At 70.0% G+C, this 21,312-nt stretch carries 19 protein-coding genes; 12 read left to right on the top strand and 7 right to left on the bottom strand.

Going from position 1 to position 21,312, the window contains the following annotated elements; all coding sequences use genetic code 11:
* Positions 1 to 44 precede the first annotated feature (44 nt).
* On the top strand, positions 45 to 2,468 hold the full coding sequence (gene gyrB / locus ACX9GQ_RS10940; protein ID WP_459629559.1) for a DNA topoisomerase (ATP-hydrolyzing) subunit B: 2,424 nt from the start codon (positions 45 to 47) through the stop codon (positions 2,466 to 2,468).
* Between the two features lie 31 nt (positions 2,469 to 2,499).
* Here gyrB and ACX9GQ_RS10935 read toward each other — a convergent pair whose 3' ends face one another.
* From ACX9GQ_RS10935 to ACX9GQ_RS10925, 3 genes are read right to left on the bottom strand one after another with little or no spacing between them, the layout of a single operon-like run.
* On the bottom strand, positions 2,500 to 3,549 hold the full coding sequence (locus ACX9GQ_RS10935; protein ID WP_459629558.1) for a sensor histidine kinase: 1,050 nt from the start codon (positions 3,547 to 3,549) through the stop codon (positions 2,500 to 2,502).
* The gene (locus ACX9GQ_RS10930; protein ID WP_459629557.1) at positions 3,546 to 3,974 is read right to left on the bottom strand and encodes a response regulator; all 429 of its coding nucleotides are present in this window, start codon (positions 3,972 to 3,974) and stop codon (positions 3,546 to 3,548) included. Before ACX9GQ_RS10930 ends, ACX9GQ_RS10935 begins: the two co-directional genes overlap by 4 nt.
* Before the next feature lie 2 nt (positions 3,975 to 3,976).
* Positions 3,977 to 5,782: an ATP-binding protein gene (locus tag ACX9GQ_RS10925; RefSeq protein ID WP_459629556.1), complete on the bottom strand. Its 1,806-nt coding sequence runs from the start codon at positions 5,780 to 5,782 to the stop codon at positions 3,977 to 3,979.
* A 286-nt stretch (positions 5,783 to 6,068) separates the two neighbouring features.
* Between ACX9GQ_RS10925 and ACX9GQ_RS10920 the strand changes: the two genes are divergently transcribed.
* From ACX9GQ_RS10920 to ACX9GQ_RS10900, 5 genes are read left to right on the top strand one after another with little or no spacing between them, the layout of a single operon-like run.
* Positions 6,069 to 7,229, top strand: coding sequence for an ABC transporter substrate-binding protein (locus ACX9GQ_RS10920; protein WP_459629600.1), 1,161 nt, complete (start codon positions 6,069 to 6,071; stop codon positions 7,227 to 7,229).
* A 38-nt stretch (positions 7,230 to 7,267) separates the two neighbouring features.
* Positions 7,268 to 8,182, top strand: coding sequence for a branched-chain amino acid ABC transporter permease (locus ACX9GQ_RS10915; protein ID WP_459629555.1), 915 nt, complete (start codon positions 7,268 to 7,270; stop codon positions 8,180 to 8,182).
* Entirely contained in the window at positions 8,175 to 9,173 is a 999-nt protein-coding gene (locus ACX9GQ_RS10910) for a branched-chain amino acid ABC transporter permease (protein WP_459629554.1), read from the top strand. The genes ACX9GQ_RS10915 and ACX9GQ_RS10910 overlap by 8 nt, the downstream gene beginning before the upstream one ends.
* The gene (locus ACX9GQ_RS10905) at positions 9,166 to 9,918 is read left to right on the top strand and encodes an ABC transporter ATP-binding protein (protein WP_459629553.1); all 753 of its coding nucleotides are present in this window, start codon (positions 9,166 to 9,168) and stop codon (positions 9,916 to 9,918) included. Before ACX9GQ_RS10910 ends, ACX9GQ_RS10905 begins: the two co-directional genes overlap by 8 nt.
* Positions 9,918 to 10,619, top strand: a complete 702-nt coding sequence (locus ACX9GQ_RS10900) for an ABC transporter ATP-binding protein (RefSeq protein WP_459629552.1) — start codon at positions 9,918 to 9,920, stop codon at positions 10,617 to 10,619. Before ACX9GQ_RS10905 ends, ACX9GQ_RS10900 begins: the two co-directional genes overlap by 1 nt.
* Here ACX9GQ_RS10900 and ACX9GQ_RS10895 read toward each other — a convergent pair whose 3' ends face one another.
* The gene (locus ACX9GQ_RS10895; RefSeq protein ID WP_459629551.1) at positions 10,620 to 12,689 is read right to left on the bottom strand and encodes a M3 family metallopeptidase; all 2,070 of its coding nucleotides are present in this window, start codon (positions 12,687 to 12,689) and stop codon (positions 10,620 to 10,622) included. It abuts the gene before it with no gap.
* A 165-nt stretch (positions 12,690 to 12,854) separates the two neighbouring features.
* On the opposite strand from ACX9GQ_RS10895, the gene ACX9GQ_RS10890 reads away from it, so the two are divergent.
* Positions 12,855 to 14,039 carry an O-succinylhomoserine sulfhydrylase gene (locus ACX9GQ_RS10890; RefSeq protein WP_459629550.1) on the top strand — a complete coding sequence of 395 codons (1,185 nt, stop codon included), beginning with the start codon at positions 12,855 to 12,857 and terminating at the stop codon, positions 14,037 to 14,039.
* Between the two features lie 6 nt (positions 14,040 to 14,045).
* Here the strand turns inward: ACX9GQ_RS10890 and ACX9GQ_RS10885 are convergent, their stop codons facing one another.
* Complete coding sequence (locus ACX9GQ_RS10885) at positions 14,046 to 15,614, bottom strand: cryptochrome/photolyase family protein (RefSeq protein ID WP_459629549.1); 1,569 nt, start codon at positions 15,612 to 15,614, stop codon at positions 14,046 to 14,048.
* A 125-nt stretch (positions 15,615 to 15,739) separates the two neighbouring features.
* On the opposite strand from ACX9GQ_RS10885, the gene ACX9GQ_RS10880 reads away from it, so the two are divergent.
* Positions 15,740 to 17,290 (top strand): FAD-binding domain-containing protein, encoded by a 1,551-nt coding sequence (locus ACX9GQ_RS10880; protein ID WP_459629548.1) that lies wholly within the window; start codon positions 15,740 to 15,742, stop codon positions 17,288 to 17,290.
* A gap of 1 nt (position 17,291) precedes the next feature.
* Complete coding sequence (locus tag ACX9GQ_RS10875) at positions 17,292 to 17,459, top strand: DUF2256 domain-containing protein (protein ID WP_459629547.1); 168 nt, start codon at positions 17,292 to 17,294, stop codon at positions 17,457 to 17,459.
* A gap of 64 nt (positions 17,460 to 17,523) precedes the next feature.
* On the opposite strand, the gene ACX9GQ_RS10870 is transcribed toward ACX9GQ_RS10875, so the two are convergent.
* Positions 17,524 to 17,694 (bottom strand): Flp family type IVb pilin, encoded by a 171-nt coding sequence (locus tag ACX9GQ_RS10870; RefSeq protein ID WP_459629546.1) that lies wholly within the window; start codon positions 17,692 to 17,694, stop codon positions 17,524 to 17,526.
* A gap of 311 nt (positions 17,695 to 18,005) precedes the next feature.
* Here ACX9GQ_RS10870 and ACX9GQ_RS10865 point away from each other — a divergent pair, with 311 nt between their 5' ends.
* Both ACX9GQ_RS10865 and ACX9GQ_RS10860 read left to right on the top strand, forming a co-directional pair.
* Complete coding sequence (locus ACX9GQ_RS10865; RefSeq protein ID WP_459629545.1) at positions 18,006 to 18,314, top strand: hypothetical protein; 309 nt, start codon at positions 18,006 to 18,008, stop codon at positions 18,312 to 18,314.
* Between the two features lie 121 nt (positions 18,315 to 18,435).
* Entirely contained in the window at positions 18,436 to 18,939 is a 504-nt protein-coding gene (locus tag ACX9GQ_RS10860; RefSeq protein WP_459629544.1) for a GFA family protein, read from the top strand.
* A gap of 38 nt (positions 18,940 to 18,977) precedes the next feature.
* Here ACX9GQ_RS10860 and ACX9GQ_RS10855 read toward each other — a convergent pair whose 3' ends face one another.
* Positions 18,978 to 19,574, bottom strand: a complete 597-nt coding sequence (locus ACX9GQ_RS10855) for a pyridoxamine 5'-phosphate oxidase family protein (RefSeq protein ID WP_459629543.1) — start codon at positions 19,572 to 19,574, stop codon at positions 18,978 to 18,980.
* Between the two features lie 267 nt (positions 19,575 to 19,841).
* Here ACX9GQ_RS10855 and ACX9GQ_RS10850 point away from each other — a divergent pair, with 267 nt between their 5' ends.
* Positions 19,842 to 21,188, top strand: coding sequence for an NAD(P)H-dependent oxidoreductase (locus tag ACX9GQ_RS10850; protein WP_459629542.1), 1,347 nt, complete (start codon positions 19,842 to 19,844; stop codon positions 21,186 to 21,188).
* Positions 21,189 to 21,312: the final 124 nt, after the last annotated feature.

Raw genomic sequence — 21,312 nt, 5'->3', positions numbered from 1 at the left:
TCGCGCCGCTTGATCCCTGCCTCTGAACCGCTTCTGGAGAGATGATGGCCGAGCCAGCCCGCCGCGAGGATGCCCCTGACGCCTATGGCGCGGAATCCATCAAGGTTCTCAAGGGCCTGGATGCCGTCCGCAAGCGCCCCGGCATGTATATCGGCGACACCGATGACGGCTCGGGCCTGCACCACATGGTCTACGAGGTCGTGGACAACGCCATCGACGAGGCGCTGGCCGGCCACGCGACCGAGGTGACGGTGACCCTGAACGCCGACGGCTCCTGCACCGTCACGGACAACGGGCGCGGCATTCCGACCGACATCCACCCCGAGGAGGGCGTCTCCGCGGCCGAGGTCATCATGACCCAGCTGCACGCGGGCGGTAAGTTCGACCAGAACTCCTATAAGGTCTCCGGCGGTCTCCACGGCGTCGGCGTGTCGGTGGTCAACGCCCTGTCGTCGTGGCTGCGCCTGCGCATCTGGCGCAACGGACTCGAGCACGCCATGACCTTCTCGCACGGTGACGCCGACGCGCCGCTGGCCGTCACCGGCGAGGCCAGCGGCCGGCGGGGCACCGAGGTGACCTTCCTGCCGTCTCCGCTGACCTTCACGCAGGTCGAGTTCGACTACGACACCCTGGAGCACAGGCTGAGGGAACTGGCGTTCCTCAACTCGGGCGTGCGGATCATCCTGACCGACAGCCGGCACGCCGAGGTGCGCCGCGAGGAGATGATCTACGAGGGCGGGCTCGAGGCCTTCGTGCGCTACCTCGACCGTGCCAAGACGGCGATCATCGGTGCGCCGCTGATGGTCAGGTCGGAACGCGACGGCATTACCGTCGAGGCCGCGCTGTGGTGGAACGACAGCTACCACGAGAACGTGCTCTGCTTCACGAACAACATCCCCCAGCGCGACGGCGGCACGCACCTCGCCGGCTTCCGCGCCGCGCTGACGCGGCAGGTGACCGGCTACGGCGAGTCCTCGGGGCTCACCAAGAAGGAGAAGGTCGCCCCCACCGCGGAGGACTGCCGCGAGGGCCTCACCGCCGTGCTGTCGGTCAAGGTGCCCGATCCCAAGTTCTCGTCGCAGACCAAGGACAAGCTCGTGTCCTCGGAGGTGCGCCCCGTCGTCGAGAGCGTCCTCAACGAGGCGCTGCGCGTCTGGTTCGAGGAGAACCCGAGCGAGGCCCGCAGCATCGTCGGCAAGGTCGTCGAGGCGGCGGCGGCGCGCGAGGCGGCCCGCAAGGCGCGCGAGCTCACCCGGCGCAAGGGCGCCCTCGACATCGCGTCCCTGCCCGGAAAGCTCGCCGACTGCCAGGAGAGGGACCCGGCCAAGGCCGAGCTCTTCATCGTCGAGGGTGACTCCGCCGGTGGCTCCGCCAAGCAGGGTCGCAACCGGGAATACCAGGCGGTGCTGCCGCTGCGCGGCAAGATCCTCAACGTCGAGCGCGCCCGCTTCGACAAGATGCTGTCCAGCCAGGAGATCGGAACGCTGATCACCGCGCTCGGCACGGGCATCGGCAAGGAGGAGTTCAACGCCGACAAGCTGCGCTACCACAAGATCATCATCATGACGGACGCGGACGTGGACGGCAGCCACATCCGCACGCTCCTGCTGACGTTCTTCTTCCGGCAGATGCCGGACCTGATCGACCGCGGCCACCTCTTCATCGCCCAGCCGCCGCTCTACAAGGTCACGCGCGGCAAGTCGCAGTCCTACCTGAAGGACGAGCGGGCGCTGGAGGACTACCTGATCGACCAGGGCGTCGACGGCGCGGTCCTGCGCCTCTCCCATGGCGAGGACCGTGCCGGGCAGGACCTGCGCCACCTCGTCGAGGAGGCCCGCATCGTCCGCAACCTGCTGAACGGCCTCCATTCTCGCTACGACCGCTCCGTCGTCGAGCAGGTGGCGCTCGCCGGGGCGCTCCGGCCGATCGCCAGCGCCGAGGCGGCCGCCGCCGCGGTGGCCGATATCGTCAGGCGCCTCGACCTCGTGGCCGACGAGATCGAGCGGGGCTGGTCGGGCTCGATCGAGAACGACGGCTTCGTCTTCGAGCGCACGCTGCGGGGCGTCCGCTCGGTCGCGACGATCGACGCGGCGCTTCTGGCCTCCGCCGACGCCCGCAAGATCGACGAGCACGCCCGCTCCCTGCGCGACGTGTTCGCGGCGCCGGCCCGGCTGGTCCGCAAGGGCGACGAGAGCCTCGTCACGGGGGCGGTCAGTCTGTTCGACGCGATGACCGCCGTCGGCCGCAAGGGCCTGACCCTGCAGCGATACAAGGGCCTCGGCGAGATGAATCCCGAGCAGCTGTGGGAGACGACCCTCGACCGCTCGGTCCGTTCCCTGCTGCAGGTGCGGGTGAAGGAGGTCGCCGACGCGGACGACATCTTCACCAAGCTGATGGGCGACGTCGTCGATCCCCGCCGCGACTTCATCCAGAGCAACGCGCTGAGCGTCTCCAACCTCGACGTCTGACGCGCGCGGGCAAGCCGCCTACGGTCGCCGGCTAGGGTTCGAACTCCAGCACGGCGCAGGTGCCCTGCGCCCTGTCGCGGTAGCTGACCCGGGTCCCGAGCGAACTCGTCATGGCCCGGACGATCCGCGTCCCGAGCCCGCTGCCCTGGGGTTTTCCGGCGCCCGTCCAGCCGACGCCGTCGTCCTCGACCTCGAGCCGGCAGAGGCTGTTCTCGCGCACCAGCCGGATGCGGATCGTGCCCCGGACACCCTCGGGGTAGGCGTACTTGAAGGCGTTGGTGACGAGCTCGGTGACGATGACGCCGAGGCTCACGGCCTTGTCGGTGGCCACCCGCACGGGTTGTGCCGAGACCAGGATGTCGTGGGCCCGGCCGCTGGCCTTCATGGCCGCCTCGAGCTCCTCGACGAGACCCTGCAGGTAGGCGTCCAGCGCCACGAAGCGCACGTCGTCGGAGGTGTAGAGGCGCCGGTGCACCTGCGCGATGGCGTGGATGCGGTTGTGCGCCTCCACCAGTGCTCCCCGCGCGGCCGGATCGAGCCCTGCGGTCTTCTGCTGCATGGTCACCAGCGAGGCGACGAGCTGCAGGCTGTTGGCGACGCGGTGGTTCACCTCGCGCAGGAGGATCTCCGCGCGCTCGCGGGCCTCGCGCATCTCGCGTTCCGCCCTCTCCTTGTCGCGCTCCAGCCTCCGCTGCTGGACGGCCTGGACGACGGCGGTCTCGAAGAGGTCCACGAAGGCGCCGTCCACGTCCTTGATGACGTAGTCGGCTGCACCCGCCTTCAGCGCCGCGACGGCGATCCGGCCCTCGTCCGCCCCGGTGACGATGATGACGGGGGGGGCGTCCGGCCGCAGGCGGATGTCGTCCAGCAGCTGGATGCCCGTACGGCCGGGCATGAAGTGGTCGAGCCCGACGGCGTCGAAGCCGGTCTGGTCGAGCAGGCGCAGACCCTGCTCGCCGTCCCCGGCATGGGTGACGGAGAAGCCGCGGCGACCGAGCTGCCGCTCGACCAGGCGTCCCAGGGCCGGGTCGTCATCGACGTAGAGGATCCGCAGCGCGGGGAAGGGTTCGACGGCGGTCACGGGGTCTCGGGCACCTGCATCACCGACAGGAAGAGCCCCAGCTGCCGGATGGCCTGGGCGAAGGTCTCGTACTCGACGGGCTTGGTGATGTAGACGTTGCAGCCGAGGTCGTAGCAGCGCTGGACCTCGCGCTGGTCGTCCGTCGTCGTCAGCACCACCACGGGGGCCCGGCGCAGTGTCTCGTCGCTCTTCAGGCGGGCGAGGATGTCGGTCCCGCTCATGTCGGGCAGGTTGAGGTCGAGCAGGATCAACATCGGCCCTCCCCGCGCCAGGTCCGTCGACAGGTGCCGGAGCACGGAGGTCCCGTCGGGAAAGTGCAGGATGTCGTTGCACACGCCTGCCCGGCGGATGTTCTTCTCGATCAGGCGCGCGTGGCCCTCGTCGTCCTCGACCATGATGATCGTGACCGGTTGCTGGCGTGGCATGGTCAGGCGGCCTCCCCGACGTCCGGCGCGGCGAGGACCCGCGGCAGCGTCACGATGAATGTCGTTCCCTCGCCCGGTTCGCTCGACAGGGACACGACGCCGCCCAGCCGGCGCACCAGCGCACGGACATGGGCGAGCCCGATCCCTTCCCCGGGGACATCCTGCGCGCCGGCGCGGCGGAACAGGTCGAAGATGCGTTCGAAATCCCGCGCCTCCACGCCGCGGCCGTTGTCGACCACGGCGACGCGGATGTTGGGCCCGTCCTCCCAGCCGCGCACGTGGATGCGTCCCGGCACGTCGGGCCGGAGGTACTTGAGCGCGTTGTCGAGGAGGTTGGCGAACACCTGCTCGAGTGCCAGCCGGTCGCTGACCACGTCAGGAAGGTCGCCGACGGTCACGCTCGCCCCAGTCGCGTCAGCGCGGGGTGCGAGGCTCTCGGCCAGCGACGCCACGAGCTCGCGCAGCCGGATCGTCTCCGGAGCGAGCGTCCGGCGCCCTTCGCGGGACAGGCGCAGGATGGCGTTGATCAACCGGTCCATGCGCCCCGTCGACGCGCGGATGAAGGCGATGGCCTCGGGGATGTCCTCCCCGACGGCCGCGCTGACGGCAGGGGGAACGGCGGTCTCGATCGTCTCGAGCCACTGCGCGACGACGGACCTGGCGTCCTCCAGTTCGCTGGTGAACCCCATCACGTTGACCAGCGGCGAGCGCAGGTCGTGGCTGACGATGTAGGCGAAGCGCTGGATCTCCTCGTTCGCGGCCTTCAGGTCCGCGACGCGGGCGGCGACGATCGCCTCGAGGTTGGCGTTCACCGCGCGCAGGGCGCCATGGGCATGCTCCAGCGCCGCCGTGCGCTCGCCGATCCGCGCCTCGAGGGTGGATGCGAGCTCGCGCAGCGCCGCCTCCGCCTTCTTCTGCTCGGTGATGTCGTGTCCCTGGACGAAGATGCCGTCGACGGCGCCGGAGCGGCCCATCACCGGCTGGTAGACGAAGTCGACGAAGCGCTCCTCGGGCGGGCCTTCCGCCGAGGGCTGCAGGAGGATCGGCATGCCCCGGCCGACAAAGGGCTCGCCGGTGCGCGATACGTCCGCCAGCAGCTCGATGAACCCCTGCCCCTCGACCTCCGGCAGCGCATGCCGCACCGGCCGGCCCGCGAGGTCGTCGCGCCCCACGAGCCGCATGAAGGCGGCATTGGCGAGTTCGAACACGAGATCGGGGCCGCGCAGCACGGCCATGAACCCCGGGGCCTGCTCGAAGAGGCGACGCAATTGGGCCCTTTCCGCCCAGAGGGAGCGGTTGACGGCCTGGACCGCCCGGGCGCGGCCGAGGATTTCCCCTGCCGTCTGGTGATCCCCGGCCGTGTCCGCCTGGCGCCGGATGACGTCCGTGATGTCGACGGTGTTCTGGAGCACGAAGGCCGTGCGGCCCCGCTCGTCGAGGATCGGGACGTGCGTCGCGCTCCACATGCGCCGCTCGAAGGCGCCGCTCGCGGTCCGGATGGAGTAGGCGACGACCGGAAGATGGTCGGGGCGACCATCCTCGACGACCTTCAGCAGCGACTGTCGCACGATCTCGGAGCCCCGGCCGCCAGCGTCGGGCTCTCCGTCGGGAAAGGCATCGAAGATCCCCTTGCCGACGATGGCCTCCCGCCGGCTCATGGTCGCCGCGAGGTAGGCGTCGTTCATGTCCACGATGCGAAGGGCAGGATCGAGCAGCACGTAGGGGTTCGGCGCGCTCGCGAACAGCGCCCGGTAGTCGGGGGTGGGAGTACTGTCGGGCCGCACCGGAGCGGCCGCGTCGCCCGTCATCCGGTCGAGATCTCCGCGGCAGCCCCGCCCGGCAATGGCCGGGGCGACCGATTCAACGCGCGCCACCGCTCCCGGTTCCATCGGTCCCGTGCCTTCCCGCCGCCGGCCCCCCTTGGCCCCGTCCGGGGTTCGGCTAAGCTGCGCGAAAGGCCGAGGAACCCCATTGCCTGATGGCCGCGAATTATTTTAGATGTTAAATATCTGGATCGGGCTTCGGCCCATCGGGCACGGGTGAATGCGGTCGAGACGCAGCCCGGCGGCCCACAACGGGAGGTACGACATGCGCATGGGTTTCCGTTCGCTGGCCGCCTTCGGCATCGCCGCTATCGCGGCCATGCCGGCCCTGGCCCAGCAGCCGGTGAAGATCGGAATGATCACGACGCTCTCGGGTCCCGGCGGGTACCTGGGCGCCGACATCCGTGACGCCTTCCAGCTCGCCATCGAGCAGGGTGGCGGCAAGCTGGGCGGCGTTCCGGTGCAGCTGCTCGTCGAGGACGACGCGCTGAAGCCCGGCCAGGGCAAGCAGATCGCCGACAAGTTCATGAAGGGCGACAAGGTGAAGCTGCTCACCGGCATCGTCTTCTCGAACGTCGCCGGCGCCGTGGTGCCGGACGTGCTGGACGGCGGCGGCATCTACGTCAGCCCCAATGCGGGCCCGTCGAACTTCGCCGGCAAGGAGTGCCACCGGAACTACTTCGTCGTCTCCTGGCAGAACGACAGCCTGCACGAGAGCGCCGGCCAGAACGCCACCAACCTCGGCTACAAGAAGGCGTTCATCCTCGCCCCGAACTACCAGGCCGGTAAGGACGCGCTCGACGGCTTCAAGCGCTACTTCAAGGGCCAGATCGCCGGCGAGATCTACACCAAGCTCGACCAGACGGACTTCGCCGCGGAGCTCGCGCAGATCCGCGCCGCCAACCCCGACGTGGTGTTCCAGTTCCACCCGGGTGGCCTCGGCATCGCCTTCATGCGGCAGTACGCGCAGTCGGGCATCACCATCCCGATGGTGGTCGCCTCCCCGTCGATGGACTCGACGACGCTCGCGGCCGTGGGCGACGCGGCGCTCGGCGTCAACCTGACGGCGCAGTGGAACACCGACCTCGACATCCCGGAGAGCAAGGCCTTCGTCGAGGCGTTCCAGAAGAAGTTCAACCGCGTCCCGACCTACTACGCCCAGCAGGGCTGGGACACGGCGCTCGCCATCGGCGCCGCCCTCAAGGCGACCAACGGCAACGTCGACAATACCGAAGCCTTCCGCACGGCGATGCTCAAGGCGGACTTCAAGTCCATCCGCGGCAACTTCAAGTTCGGCCCGAACCAGCACCCCGTGCAGGACTGGTACGCGCTGAAGGTCGAGAAGGGCGCCGACGGCAAGCCCGCGATCGTCACCAAGGGCAAGGTGATGACCAACCACGGCGACTTCTACGCCGCCCAGTGCAAGCTCTGAGGACCTGACAGAAGGCCGGCGCCAGGGAGCGGACGGCGATGACGCTGATCATCGAGCAGGTGCTGAACGGCCTGCAGTTCGGCGTCACGCTGTTCCTGCTGGCCGCCGGCCTCACCCTCATCTTCGGGATCATGGGCATCATCAACCTTGCCCATGGCTCCTTCTACATGGTCGGCGCCTATGCGGCGGCGCTCGTCGCCGCCCGCACGGGCAGCGTCGTCGCCGCCGCGATGGCGGGCCTCGCGGCCGCCGGCGCGGTCGGCATGCTGGTCGAGTTCCTCGTCATCCGGCGGCTCTACGACCGCGACCACCTCGACCAGGTGCTGGCCACCTTCGGCCTGATCCTCTTCCTCAACGAGCTGACGGTGGTGTTCGTCGGGCGCCAGCCGCTCTTCGTCACCGTGCCGCCGATGCTCGACGGGGCCGTGACGCTGCTGCCGGGCCTCACCTACCCCGTCTACCGTCTCGTCATCATCGGCGTCGGGCTCGCGGTCGCGGCGGGGCTCTACGTTCTGATCAACCGGACCCGGCTCGGCATGATCGTGCGGGCGGGCGCCACCAACCGGGAGATGGTGCAGGCGCTCGGCATCGACATCCGCCTCGTCTACACGCTCGTCTTCGGCCTCGGCGCGCTGCTCGCCGGCCTCGCCGGGCTGATGACCGGCCCGCTCAGCGCCGTGCAGGTCGGCATGGGCGAGCGCATCCTCATCCTCACCTTCGTCGTGGTCGTCATCGGCGGCGTCGGCTCGGTGCGCGGCGCCTTCCTCGGCGCGCTGCTCGTCGGCCTCGTCGACACGCTGCTGCGCGCGTTCCTGCCGGGGATCCTGCGCACGCTCACCACGGGTCCGGAGGCGGACGCGCTGGGCGCCGGCCTGTCCTCGATGGGCGTCTACATCCTGATGGCGGCGGTGCTGCTCGTGCGCCCCCGCGGCCTGTTCCCCGCCCATGGCTGACGCGGGTTCCTCCGCCGGCGACGGACGCCGCGCCGTGGCGATGCTGGCGGTGCTGGCCGCGCTCGTCGCGCTGCCGTTCGCCGCCACGGTGCTGGGCGACCCGTCGCTGGTGACGCTCGCCACCCGCATGGTGATCTTCGCCATCGCCGCCGGCAGCCTCAACCTGGCGCTGGGCTACGGCGGCATGGTGAGCTTCGGCCACGCGGCCTTCCTCGGCGTCGGCGCCTACACCGTCGGCATCCTCTTCGCCCACCTGCGCGAGCCGCTGTTCGGCTTCATCCCGGGGACCGAGCAGATGCTGGTGACGCTGCCGGTCGCCATGGTCATGGCCGGCCTCGCCGCCGCCGTCATCGGCGCGCTGAGCCTGCGCACGGGCGGCATCCAGTTCATCATGATCACCCTGGCCTTCGCCCAGATGGTGTTCTTCCTGTTCGTCTCGCTGAAGGCCTATGGCGGCGACGACGGCCTCATCATCCGCCGTCGCAATGCGCTGCCGGGCGGCCTGAACATGCGCGACGACACGACGTTCTATTTCGTCTGCCTCGTCGTCGCCGTCCTCTGGTACGCGCTCCTGGCGCGCATCGTGCGCTCGCGCTTCGGCGCCGTCCTGCGCGGCATCCGCCAGAGCGAGCGGCGCATGGCCGCCATGGGCATCGGCGTCTACCGCTACCAGCTCACGGCCTTCGTCCTGTCCGGCATGGGAACGGGCCTCGCCGGAGCGCTGCTCGCCAATTTCGGCCGCTTCGCCAGCCCCGACATGCTGCATTGGACGCAGTCCGGCGAACTCATGATCATGGTGATCCTCGGCGGCGTCGGCACCCTGTTCGGCCCCGCCCTCGGCGCCGTGGTGCTGATCGGGCTGGAGACGGCGCTCGCCTCGTGGACCGAGCACTGGCAGGTCGTCCTCGGGCCGGTGCTCGTGCTCATCGTGCTGTTCATGCGCGGCGGGCTCGGCGGCCTGCTCGCGCGGTGGGGAGGCGGGCGTGGCTGATCCGCTCCTGCGTGTCGAGGGCCTCACCAAGCGCTTCGGCGGCCTCACCGCCAGCGACGGCATCTCGCTGACCATCGGCGAGGGGGAATTGCACGCGGTGATCGGCCCGAACGGGGCCGGCAAGACCACCTTCATCGGCCAGCTGATGGGTGAGCTGCGGCCCGACGCGGGCTCGATCCGCTTCGACGGCGACGACATCACGGCCTGGCGCACGCCGGAGCGGGTGCGGCATGGGCTGGGCCGCACCTTCCAGATCGTGCAACTCCTCAACGACGAGACGGCGCTCGCCAACGTCGCGCTCGCCGTGCAGGCGCGGCAGGGCCACAGCTTCCGCTTCTTCGCCCGCGCCGACCGCGACCCGTCGCTGACCGAGCCGGCGGCCGCGCTGCTGGACCGCGTCGGCCTTGGCGCCCGCTCCCGCGTCACGGTGTCGTCGCTGTCCCACGGCGAGCGCAAGCAGCTGGAGCTGGCCGTTGCCCTCGCCGGTGCGCCGCGCCTGCTTCTGCTCGACGAGCCGATGGCGGGGCTCGGCCCGGTCGAGAGCCGCCGCATGCTTGATCTGCTCGCCGAGCTGAAGGGCGGCATCGCCATGCTGCTGGTCGAGCACGACATGGAGACCGTGTTCGCCCTCGCCGACCGCATCTCGGTGCTGGTCTACGGGCGCGTCATCGCGACCGGTTCGGCCGCGGAAATCCAAGCCAATCCCGAGGTCCAACGGGCCTATCTCGGCGACGGGGACGCCTGATGCTGAGCGTTCGCGGACTCCAGGCCGGATACGGCGCCAGCCAGGTGCTCTTCGACGTGTCGCTCGACGTCGCGGAGGGCGAGGTCGTGACGCTGCTCGGCCGCAACGGCATGGGCAAGACCACGACGATCCGCGCCGTCATGGGTCTCAACCGCCCGCGCGGGGGAGAGGTCACGTTCGCGGGGCGGCCTGTGGCCGGGTGGCGGGCCGACGCGGTGGCCCGCCTCGGCATCGGGCTCGTGCCGGAGGGGCGGCAGGTGTTCCCGACGCTGACGGTGCGCGAGAACCTTGTCGCCACCGCCGCCAACCGCCTCGGGTCGCCCAGCCCGTGGACGCTGGAGCGGATCTTCGCGCTGTTTCCACGGCTCGGCGAGCGTCAGGGGCAGTCCGCCCGCACGCTGTCCGGCGGCGAGCAGCAGATGCTGGCGGTGGGCCGCGCGCTGATGACGAACCCGCGCCTCCTCATCCTCGACGAGGCCACGGAAGGCCTCGCACCGGTGATCCGCGCCGAGATCTGGCGCTGCATCGAGGACCTGAAGGCGGCCGGGCAGTCGATCCTGCTCGTCGACAAGAACCTCGGCGTGCTCAAGCGCATCGCCGACCGGCACGTGGTGATCGAGCGCGGACGCACGGTCTGGACCGGGTCGTCGTCGGACCTCGCCCGCGACGCCGATGCCGTGCACCGCCTCATCGGGCTCTGATCAGCGCTCCTCGCCGCCCGCTTCCGCCACCTCGCTGAGGAAGCCGCGCTTGCGCAGCAGCGCCTGCACGTCGGGGTCGCGGCCGCGGAACGCCCGGTAGGCCTCGGCCGGGTCGCGCCGGTTGCCGGCCGCGTAGACGTGGTCCTTCAGCCGCGCGGCGAGCACGGGGTCGAACACGTTCCCGCTGTCCTCGAAAGCGGCGAATCCGTCCGCGTCGAGCACCTCCGACCACATGTAGGAGTAGTACCCGGCGGAATACCCGTCTCCGGAGAACACGTGCGCGAAGTGCGGCGTGCGGTGCCGCATCACGAGACCCTCCGGCATGCCGAGCCGGTCGAGGATCGACCGTTCCATGGCCATCGGATCAACGGTCGCCGGATCCTCCAGCGCGTGGAACTCCATGTCGACGATGGCGGACGCGGTGTATTCCACCGTGGCGGCGCCCTGTCCGAAGGTGCGGGCCCGATGCACTCGCTCCAGCAGCGACGCCGGCATGTCCTCCCCGGTCTCGGCGTGGATCGCGAAGCGCGAGAGGACCTCGGGCCGCATCAGCCAGTGCTCGTAGACCTGTGACGGGAACTCGACGAAGTCGCGCGGTACCGAGGTTCCCGCCACGGACGGATAGGTCACCTGCGACAGCATGCCGTGCAGGGCATGCCCGAACTCGTGGAAGATCGTGCGGGCGTCGTCGAAGCTCAGCAGCGTCGGGGCACCCGCTGCCGCCTGCGCGAAGTTCAGGACGTTGACGATAATGGGACGGACGTCGCCGCCGAGCTTGCGCTGTCCCCGGAAGGCGCTCATCCACGCCCCGCTGCGCTTCGAGGGCCGCGCGAAGTAGTCGCCGAGGAACAGCGCGACGTGTTGGCCCCGCTCGTCCTTGACCTCCCAGGCCCGCACGTCAGGGTGGTAGAGGGCGAGGTCGCGACGCTCCTCGAAGGTGACGCCGAACAGCTTCGTCGCGGTGTCGAACGCCGCCTCGATCATGGTGTCGAGCTGCAGGTACGGCTTCACCTCCGCCTCGTCGAGGTCGTAGCGCGCCTTGCGCACCTTGTCCGACCAGAAGCGCCAGGACGAGGCGTCGACCGGCCCGCCGGCCATGGCCTCGAGTTCGCGCCGCTCCTCCTCGGCTCGCGCGCGCGCCAGCGGCCAGACCTGCTCGAGGAGCCCGTTCACCGCCTGCGGCGTGCTCGCCATCGAGCCGTCGAGCTTGTAGGCCGCGAAGGTGGGGTAGCCGAGCAGCTTCGCCCGCTCCACCCGCAGCGCCAGCGTCTCGGCCACGATGGCGCGGTTGTCGGTCGGCCCGCCGGTCTCGCCGCGGCTGATCCACGCCTTGAACGCCGCCTCGCGCAGGTCGCCCCGCGTCGAGAACTGCAGGAACGGCTCGATGATCGACCGCGACAGGGTGATGACGTGCTTGCCGGGGAGCCCGCGCTCGCTCGCGACGCGCGCGGCGGCCGAGAGCAGCCAGTCCGGCAGGCCGGCGCGGTCCTCCTCCCTCTCCAGCACCAGCTGGTAGCCGGCCTCGTCGGCCAGCACGTTCTGGCTGAACTGCGTGCCGAGCGTGGCCAGCCGCTCGACGATCTGCGAGAGCCGCGCCTTGTGCTGGGTCGCCAGCTTCGCCCCGGACCGCACGAACCGCCGGTGCGTCAGGTCCAGCACCCGCCGCTGCTCGTCGGTCAGGTCGAGCGTTCCCGCCTGCGCGTGAAGGGCGTCGATCCGCGCGAACAGCCCGGCATTCATGCCGATGTCGCTGTAGTGCTTCGCCGCGACCGGAGCGATCTCCCGCTCGATGGCCTGAAGATCAGGATTGGTGTGGGAACCCGCCAGGTTCCAGAACACGCCGCCGACGCGCGACAGCAGTTCGCCGCTGAGCTCCAGCGCGTCGATGGTGTTGGCGAAGGTCGGCGGTGCGGGATTACCGGCGATCCGCTCGATCTCCGCCTTGTGGTCGGCGAAGGCCTTCTCGAAGGCCGGCCGGAAATGCGCCGGCTTGATCCGGTCGAACGGCGGCAGCTTGAAGGGGGTCGCCCACGAGTCGAGGAGCGGATTGGCGGCGGCGGTGTCGGTCATGGCCGGTCCTTCTGTCATCCAGTCCATATAGCGTCGTCGCGACGCGATATGCATCCCGATGACGAGGTCCGGGCCAGCGCGTTTGACGAAAGAAACGAAACGTTCGCATTTACGAACAGATCCGATTGCGGTACGGAGAACAACACGCCGAAGAGGTAATAAGGCATGGCCACCGTCCGCACCCGCCACCCCGAGACCGAACTCGTTCACGCGGGCACCCTCCGCTCGCAGTTCGGCGAGACGTCCGAGGCGCTCTTCCTCACCCAGGGGCACGTCTACGACAGCGCCGGGCAGTGCGAGTCCCGATTCGCCGGCGAGGACCCCGGCTTCATCTACGCCCGCTTCTCCAACCCCACCGTCGCGATGCTCGAGGCCCGCATGGCCGCCTTCGAGGGCGCCGAGGCCTGCCGCGCCACCGCCACGGGGATGGCCGCCGTCACGACGGCGCTGATGGGTCTCGTGCGCGCTGGCGACCACGTCGTCGCCGCGCGCGCCCTCTTCGGGTCCTGCCGCTACGTCGTGGAGGAGCACCTGCCGCGCTACGGCGTCGCCTCGACGCTGGTCGACGGCACCGATCTCGCCGCCTGGCGCGCCGCGGTGAGGCCGGAGACGAAGGTCTTCTTCCTGGAGAGCCCGGCCAACCCGACCCTGGAGATCATCGACATCGCCGCCGTCGCCGCCATCGCCCGGGAGTGCGGGGCGAGGCTCGTCGTCGACAACGTCTTCGCCACGCCGCTGTGGCAGCGCCCGCTCGCGCTGGGCGCCGACTGCGTCGTCTACTCCGCGACGAAGCACATCGACGGGCAGGGTCGATGTCTGGGCGGGCTCATCCTCGGGTCGAAGGCGCTGATCGACCAGAACTACCACACGCTCCTGCGCCAGACCGGCCCGGCCATGTCCCCCTTCAACGCCTGGGTGATGCTGAAGGGGCTTGAGACGTTGCCGTTGCGCGTGCGCCGCCAGACCGAGACCGCCGGCATCGTGGCGGACTGGCTCGCCGCGCGTCCGGAGGTCACGCGCCTCATCTATCCCGGCCGGCCGGACCACCCGCAGGCCGACATCATCGCCCGGCAGATGTCGGGAGCCTCGACCCTTGCGGTCTTCGAGGTCCGCGGCGGCAAGGCGGCGGCGTTCCGCGTGCTCGACGCGCTGCGCCTCATCCGCATCTCCAACAACCTCGGCGACGCGAAGTCCCTGATCGTCCACCCCGCCACCACGACGCACCAGCGCTTCACGCCGGAGGCGAGGGCCGAGATGGGCGTCGGCGACGGGCTGCTGCGCTTCTCCGCCGGCCTCGAGCATCCGGACGACCTCGTCGCCGACTTCGAGCAGGCGCTCGCCGGGATCTAGCGGCCGCTACAGGTCCAGCCCGAGCTGCCGCGGGTGCGCCGCGCCGGGCCGGTCGAGCCCGTCCAGGAAGGTCCGGGCCTCCGCGACGATCGTGTCCCGCCGGTTCGCAGGCATGGCGTCGAGCGTGCGGTACGGCATCGCCATGCGCGGGTTGCGGCTCAGTGCGTCGCGGTTCTCGATCAGGAAGTGCCAGTAGAGCACGTTGAACGGGCAGGCCTTCGGCCCGGTCTTCAACTTAGGATCGTACCGGCAGCCGTCGCAGTAGTCCGACATGCGGTCGATATAGGCCCCTGACGCGGCGTAGGGCTTCGACGCCAGCAGCCCGCCGTCGGCGAACAGGGCCATGCCGTGGGTGTTGGGCAGCTCCACCCACTCGAAGGCATCGGCATAGACGGCAAGGTACCACGCCTCCACCTGCGCCGGGTCGATCCCGGCCAGCAGCGCGAAGTTGCCGGTCACCATCAGGCGCTGGATGTGATGCGCGTACGCATTGCGCCGGGTCTCGTCCACCACCGAGGCGATGCAGGCCAGGTCGGTCTCGCCCGACCAGTAGAACCATGGCAGCGGCCGGTGGGCCCCCAGGGCGTTCGTCGCGGCGTAGTCGGGCATGCGCAGCCAGTAGATGCCGCGCACGTACTCCCGCCAGCCGAGAATCTGGCGGATGAAGCCCTCCACGGCGTTGAGCGGCGCCGTCCCGGACTCCCACGCGGCCTCCGCCGCCTCGCACACCTCGCGCGGCGTCAGCAGGCCGATGTTGAGGCAGGGTGACAGCATCGCGTGGTTGAGGAACGGCTCGCCCGCCTTCATCGCGTCCTGCGTGTCGCCGAAGGACGGAAGGCAGGCGGTCACGAAGTGCTCCAGCGCCTGCAGCGCCCCGGCCCGGTCGACCGGCCAGCCGAAGCCGTCGAGGTCGCCGAAGTGGTCCGGGCAGCGCCGTTCGACGAGTTCCATGACCTCGCGCGTCACGGCGTCCGGCGCGAAGCGCAGCCGTTCCGTCGCACGGTATCCAGCGGGCAGGGCGCGCCGGTTCTCGGCGTCGAAGTTCCAGCGGTCCCCGACCGGCTCGCCGTCCGGTTGCATCAAGAAGCCGGTCTCCCGCCGCATCTCCCGGTAGAAGAACTCCATGCGGTACGTCTTGCGGTCACCGGCCCAGCGGGCGAAGCGGCCCCGCGAGCAGAAGAAGCGGTCGTCCTCGCGGATCTCGACGGGAATGCCGAGCTGCGCCGACCACTCCCGCATCATCGCCCACACCCGCCACTCGCCCGGCTCGGTTCCGACGAGGCGTTCCGGGCGGTGGCGCGCGATGGCGCGGCGCACCTCGCCGGTGAACGAGCCGGTGTTGTCCGGATCGTCGAGCGTCACGTAGTCGACCCGGATGCCCTCCGCGCGCAGGGCGGCGGCGAAGTGCCGCATCGCCGAGAGGACCAGCACGATCTTCTGCCGGTGATGCCGCACGTAGCGCGTTTCGTCTGCCACCTCGACCATCAGCACCGTGTCGCGGGCCGGATCAAGGCCGTGGAGCGCGGAAACGGACCGGGTGAGCTGGTCGCCGAGGATGAGGCGCAGCGTCGTCACGGCTCGTCTCCGGCGCCGTTGGGCTGGGGCCCCGGCAATCCGGTGCGGGGGGCGGCGACGTAAGGGAGGCAGGTGGCGGGCATGGCGTCCGTCTTTCGGCATCAGGTTACGCAGCGCCCCGCCGCATGGTTCAGGTCGTCTGGTTCAAGCGGGATCTCCGCACGGTTGATCACAGGCCCCTGCTGGAGGCCTCGCGAGCCGGACCGGTCATCCCCCTCTACGTGGTCGAGCCGGGCTACTGGCGCCTGCCCGACACCAGCCGCCGGCAGTGGCTCGCCATCCGCCCGGCGCTGGAGGAACTGCGCGACCGCCTTGCCGGGCTGGGTCTCCCGCTGGTGGTTCGCACGGGAGAGGCGGTCGCCGTCTTGCGTGAACTTCACGAACGCCACGCCCTGACGCGCCTCCTTGCGCACGAGGAGACGGGCAACGGGTGGACCTTCGCCCGCGACCGCGCCGTACGAGGCTTCTGCCGGAAGGCCGGCATCCCTGTCGTCGAGCACCGGCAGTTCGGCGTCGTCCGCGGCCCCCTCGACCGCGACCGCTGGGGCGCGCTCCACGCCGCCTTCCTGCGTGACCCGCCCTGGCCGGAGCCGCTGTCGCTCGGCGGTCCCGACGTCGATCCGGGCGCGATCCCGACGGCGGAGGAGCTGGGCCTTCCGCCGGACGGATGTGCTGCCCCCCAGCCCGGCAGCCGGGCCGACGCCCTCTCCCGCCTCGACAGCTTCCTCGCCGGCCGCGGCGCCGGTTACCGGCGCGACATGTCCACGCCGCTCGCCGGCGAGACCTCGTGCTCGCGTCTGTCGGTGGGCCTCTCGACGGGCGCCGTCTCGATCCGCGAGGTGCTGAAGCGCCTGTTCGCCGCGCGCGACCGGCTTTCATCGCTGGCGTGGCAGGATCGGCCGGTGCCGCTCGGTGCGGTCGACAGCCTCGTCGCGCGCCTCTACTGGCACTGTCACTTCATCCAGAAGCTCGAATCCGAGCCCGCGATCGAGACCCGCTCGCTGCACCCGGTGCACGAGGCGGCGCGCCGGCCGATGCTTCCCGACGATCCGCTGCTCGAGGCCTGGGCGACCGGTCGCACCGGCTTTCCCTTCGTCGATGCCTGCATGCGGTCCCTGGTGGCCACTGGCTGGCTCAACTTCCGCATGCGGGCCATGGTGACGGCCTTCGCCACCTATCACCTGGGGCTCGACTGGCACGCCGTGGGGCTGCGGCTGGCGCGCCTCTTCACCGACTACGAGCCCGGCATCCACTGGCCGCAGGTGCAGATGCAGGCGGGGCAGACCGGCATCAACACGCCGCGCATCTACAACCCGGTGAAGCAGGGGCACGACCAGGACCCGGACGGCATCTTCACGCGGCGGTGGGTGCATGAGCTCGCCGACGTGCCTCAGGCCTTCCTGCACGAGCCGTGGCGCCTGCCGGCCGACCCGTCGGACCGGCCCGGTGCCGGATACCCCGCGCCCGTCGTGGACCACGAGGCCGCGGCCCGGGCTGCGCGAGACCGGCTCACCCGTCTGCGCCGCGAGCCGGGCTACCGGGCCGCGGCGATGGACGTGTACCGGCGCCACGGCAGCCGCAAGCGCCGGCCCGATGCCGACGATCCCGGGAAGGCCCGCGCGGTCGCCGCCGGCCGTGCCCGCGCCGCCGCGCGCCAGCTTCGCCTGGATCTCTGAGATGCCGAAGATGCGCAAGAAGGGCGACCTGCCCGTCAAGACCTGCCGCACCTGCGGCCGACCCTTCGCCTGGCGCAAGGCGTGGGCGCGCGTCTGGGACGAGGTGCGCTACTGCTCCGACCGCTGCCGCGCGGAGCGCCCGAAGGGCGGGACTGGGTCCGAGGCCTGAAACGCGAAAGCCCCGGAGCGGTGCTCGCTCCGGGGCTTTCGTGGCGTCGCCTTGGGGCGTCGCGTCAGTTGGCGGACTTCACCGCGTTCCCGATGTTCGTGAACGTGTCCTGGAGGTTGCCACGCAGAGCCTGCAGCGACGCGATCAGGCCGACGGCGATGATCGCGGCGATGAGGCCGTATTCGATGGCGGTGGCGCCGGACTCGTTGCGGACAAAACGCTTCAGCAGGTTCATGGCTCGCTCTCCTTGCATGAAAACCTGCGATCTAAGGTTGCAGAGAGAGTTTGAACGAGAGTGAATCCACACGCGACCAAAGCGGTTTATTGGCCGAAAGGTTACCGATTTCATGCCCGGCCGGAGGAGGTCGCCCCGGCCCGCATGGCGCACGGCGGTACCGTGGATCGTACCCCGTCGGCCGGCGTGCAGCCTCCCTTCCATTCAACACCTGTGTTGCGTAGTCTGACCTTGAGCTGGACGGGGGCCCGGCCGGCGAAGAGGTTGCCGATGCCGCGGGGGCGGCTGGCGGAAACGCAGGGGGACGAGACATGCTGAAGATCGGAATCCTCGCCATCTCCACGGCGCTGCTCGTGCCGGTGGCCGACGAGGCGCCGCGCTGGGACATCGCGGCGAGCTGCCGGGCCTCGACCGGTGCCGCCAACGGCACCGGTGAGAAGTTCAACGGGTGCGTGAAGGACGAGACTGCGGCGCGCGACCAGATCGCCAAGGTCTGGGCGGCGGCCAAGCCGGGGATGCGCAACACCTGCGTGGGTGCCCAGACCCAGGCTGCCAGGAGCTACGTCGCGCTGATGACTTGCATGCAGATCGCCGACGCGACGCTGCCCTGGAAGAAGTAGCTGAGGGGCCCGCCGCCTCTCCGTGGCGCCACGAGCGTCGCCGACGAATGTCCGGCCAGTGCGGCAGTTGTTCCGACCCGACGTGAACGAGGCCTTCGGCGCCTCGGCAAGGGAGGCGAGGATGAGCACCCATGAGGGCGGCTGCCTGTGCGGCGCGGTTCGCTACCGGACCACGGCGGATCCGCTGCGCGTCACGGTCTGCCACTGCCGCTTCTGCCAGCGCGCCACGGGGTCGGCCTACATGGTCGAGCCGATCTTCCAGCGCGATGCCGTGGAGGTCGTCGCAGGCGAGCCGAAGGTCTACGAGACGCGCTCCGTCGGCAGCGGCAGGATCGTTCGCATTCACTTCTGCCCAGCCTGCGGGACGAAGCTCTACCTCTCCTTCGAGCGGTTTCCCGAGGTCATCGGGGTCTACGCCGGGACCTTCGATGATCCGGAATGGTTCGAGATCGCCCCGGGGAACGCGCGGCACATCTTCCTCGGGTCCGCCCGGCACGACACGGTCGTTCCGGCCGGCTTCGACTCCTTCCACGAGCATGCCGTCGATGCCGAGGGACGTCCCCGGCAGCCACATCGTTTCGACGCGCCGACGCAGGTTGCCGGTCGGATTCCCCGGTCCGGCTGAAGCTGCATCGTGCGGTGCAGGCAGGATGCCGGAGCGCCTCAGGCCATGTCCTTCGGCTTCATGTAGTCCGGCAGGACTTCGGCATAGACCTCCAACCAGTCCGCCTTCCCCACGTCGTCGCCGTCGCCTCCGGGGGTATGCGGTGAGACCTCGGCGAAGGTCATGCGGTGCACGTGCCGCGAGCAGTTCGGGTGAATCTCCTCGACCGCGACGCGGATGAAGAGCTGCGCCGCCCTGACCCGGCCCAGCATCGGATGCTGGTCGTCGATGCGGGCCGTTCCGTTGACCCGCAGGCGCGCCTGCTTCTCGAAGTCGACAAAGAGCAGGTCGACCCGGCCGGTCTCGGCGATGTTGCCGGCCGAGAGGTAGAGGCCGTTCCCCTCGAAGATCGGAAACGTCACTTCAGCGTCCCCTGTCGCGCGGACGAAGCCGCGCGATCCGCCCTTGTAGGAGCACTGTGGCCGGCCGCCTGCGTCGACGGTCGCCAGGAAGAAGAACATCGCGTTGTCGATGAAGGCCCTGTCGGCCGCCGTGAAGGAAGACCGGAACGCACGCTGCCGCACCTTCTCGGCGAGCCGCACGGTCTCGAACTTCTCCTGCAAGGCCCGCATCGAGTCTGTCAGGAACTCGTCCATCGCGCCCTCCCATGGATCGTCCATGTCGCACGTGTAGATTAGCAGAAGAACCTCCTGCTCGAGAGGCGCCTTTCTCCGGTCCCCTGCCATCCTGCCGGAAGCCCCTTCGTCGGCCCTTACGCGCATCCCGGTTCGTGACTAGCATCCGCGCGGGAGCCGGCTGCCGTGACGCGGCCGGCCGCGTGGAGGCAACGGCCCGCACCGGCGACGTTTGTCGTCGGCGTCGGGACGAGGTCCCCCGCGGGAGCAAAGGTCGGAGACCGTCGGATGAACCTTCACAGGCTGCTGCTCGAACGGCAGGCGGCGGGACGGCCCGTCACGGTCGGCATCGTCGGGGCCGGCAAGTTCGGCACGATGTATCTCAGCCAGGCGCGGCTGACGGCCGGCGTCCACGTCGTGGCGGTGGCGGACCTGAACGTCGAGCGGGCACGATCGCAGCTGACCATGGCCTCGTGGCCCCTGGAGCAGTTCGCGGCGACCTCCCTCGACGATGCGCTGGCATCGGGGAAGACCTTCCTGACCGTCGACGCCGAGGCGATGATCCGCCACCCGGCCATCGAGGTGATCGTCGAGGCCACAGGCGATCCGAAGACCGGCATTCGCCTGTGCCAGGCCGCGATCCGCAACGGCAAGCACATCGTCATGGTCAATGTCGAGGCGGACGCCCTCGCCGGACCTCTTCTCGCGCGGCAGGCGCGACAGGCCGGCGTCGTCTACTCCCTGGCGTGGGGCGACCAGCCGGCCATGATCTGCGAGCAGGTCGACTGGGCCCGCGCCAACGGCTTCGACGTCGTGGCGGCCGGCAAGGGCACCCGCTACCACCCGACCTACCACCAGTCGACGCCCGATACGGTGTGGGAGATCCTCGACAAGTACCTGAAGATCGACGACCGCCGGTCGATCAACCCCAAGATGTTCAACTCCTTCGTGGACGGCACGAAGTCGGGCATCGAGATGACGGCCGTCTGCAACGCCACGGGCCTGCAGTCGCAGCCCGAGGGGCTGTCCTTCCCGCCGGCCACGCGGTTCGAGCATGCGGATGTCTGCAAACCGCGCGAGGACGGCGGCGTCCTGTTCGCCAAGGGCGTCACCGAGGTCACGTCCTCGGTGTATCGCGACGGAAGGGACGTCCCGCACCACCTCGCGATGGGCGTGTACGTGGTCTTCGAGAGCCAGAGCGCCTACTCGCGCCAGTGCATCCGCGAGTACAACGCGTTGCCGGACAGCAGCGGGAAATACGCCGCTCTCTACCGCCCGACCCACATGATCGGCCTCGAGCTCGGAATCTCCGTCGCCAGCGTCGCCCTGAGGAAGGAGCCGACGGGCGCGCCCGTCTGCTTCAACTCCGACGTCGTCGCGACCGCCAAGCGCGACCTGAAGGCGGGCGAGGTCCTCGACGGCGAGGGCGGTTTCTGCGTGTGGGGCAAGCAGACGCCTGCGCGGACGTCCCTGCGGGAAGGCTACCTTCCTCTCGGCCTCGCGCATGACGTGAAGCTCAAGCACGACGTGCCCGCCGGCGCCCGCCTTCGATGGAGCGACGTGGCGGTCGACCCGGAAGACTCCGCGGTGAGGTTTCGCCGTGAGATGGAGGCGGCGTTCGGCGGCACCGGATGAGGCGTCCCCTGTCGGCCGCGGATTGCGTGATCCCGGCGGGGGTGCCTGTCCTGCGCCTGCACGACCCAACCGGAACCTTGACCATTCGCCTCGGCGTTTTCATGCTGCGCGGGGGAAAAGTCAG

It is taken from the genome of Alsobacter sp. R-9, assembly GCF_054612375.1.
The sequence above is the reverse complement of the archived record's forward strand: the minus strand, read 5'-3'. Positions and strand labels throughout refer to the sequence as shown.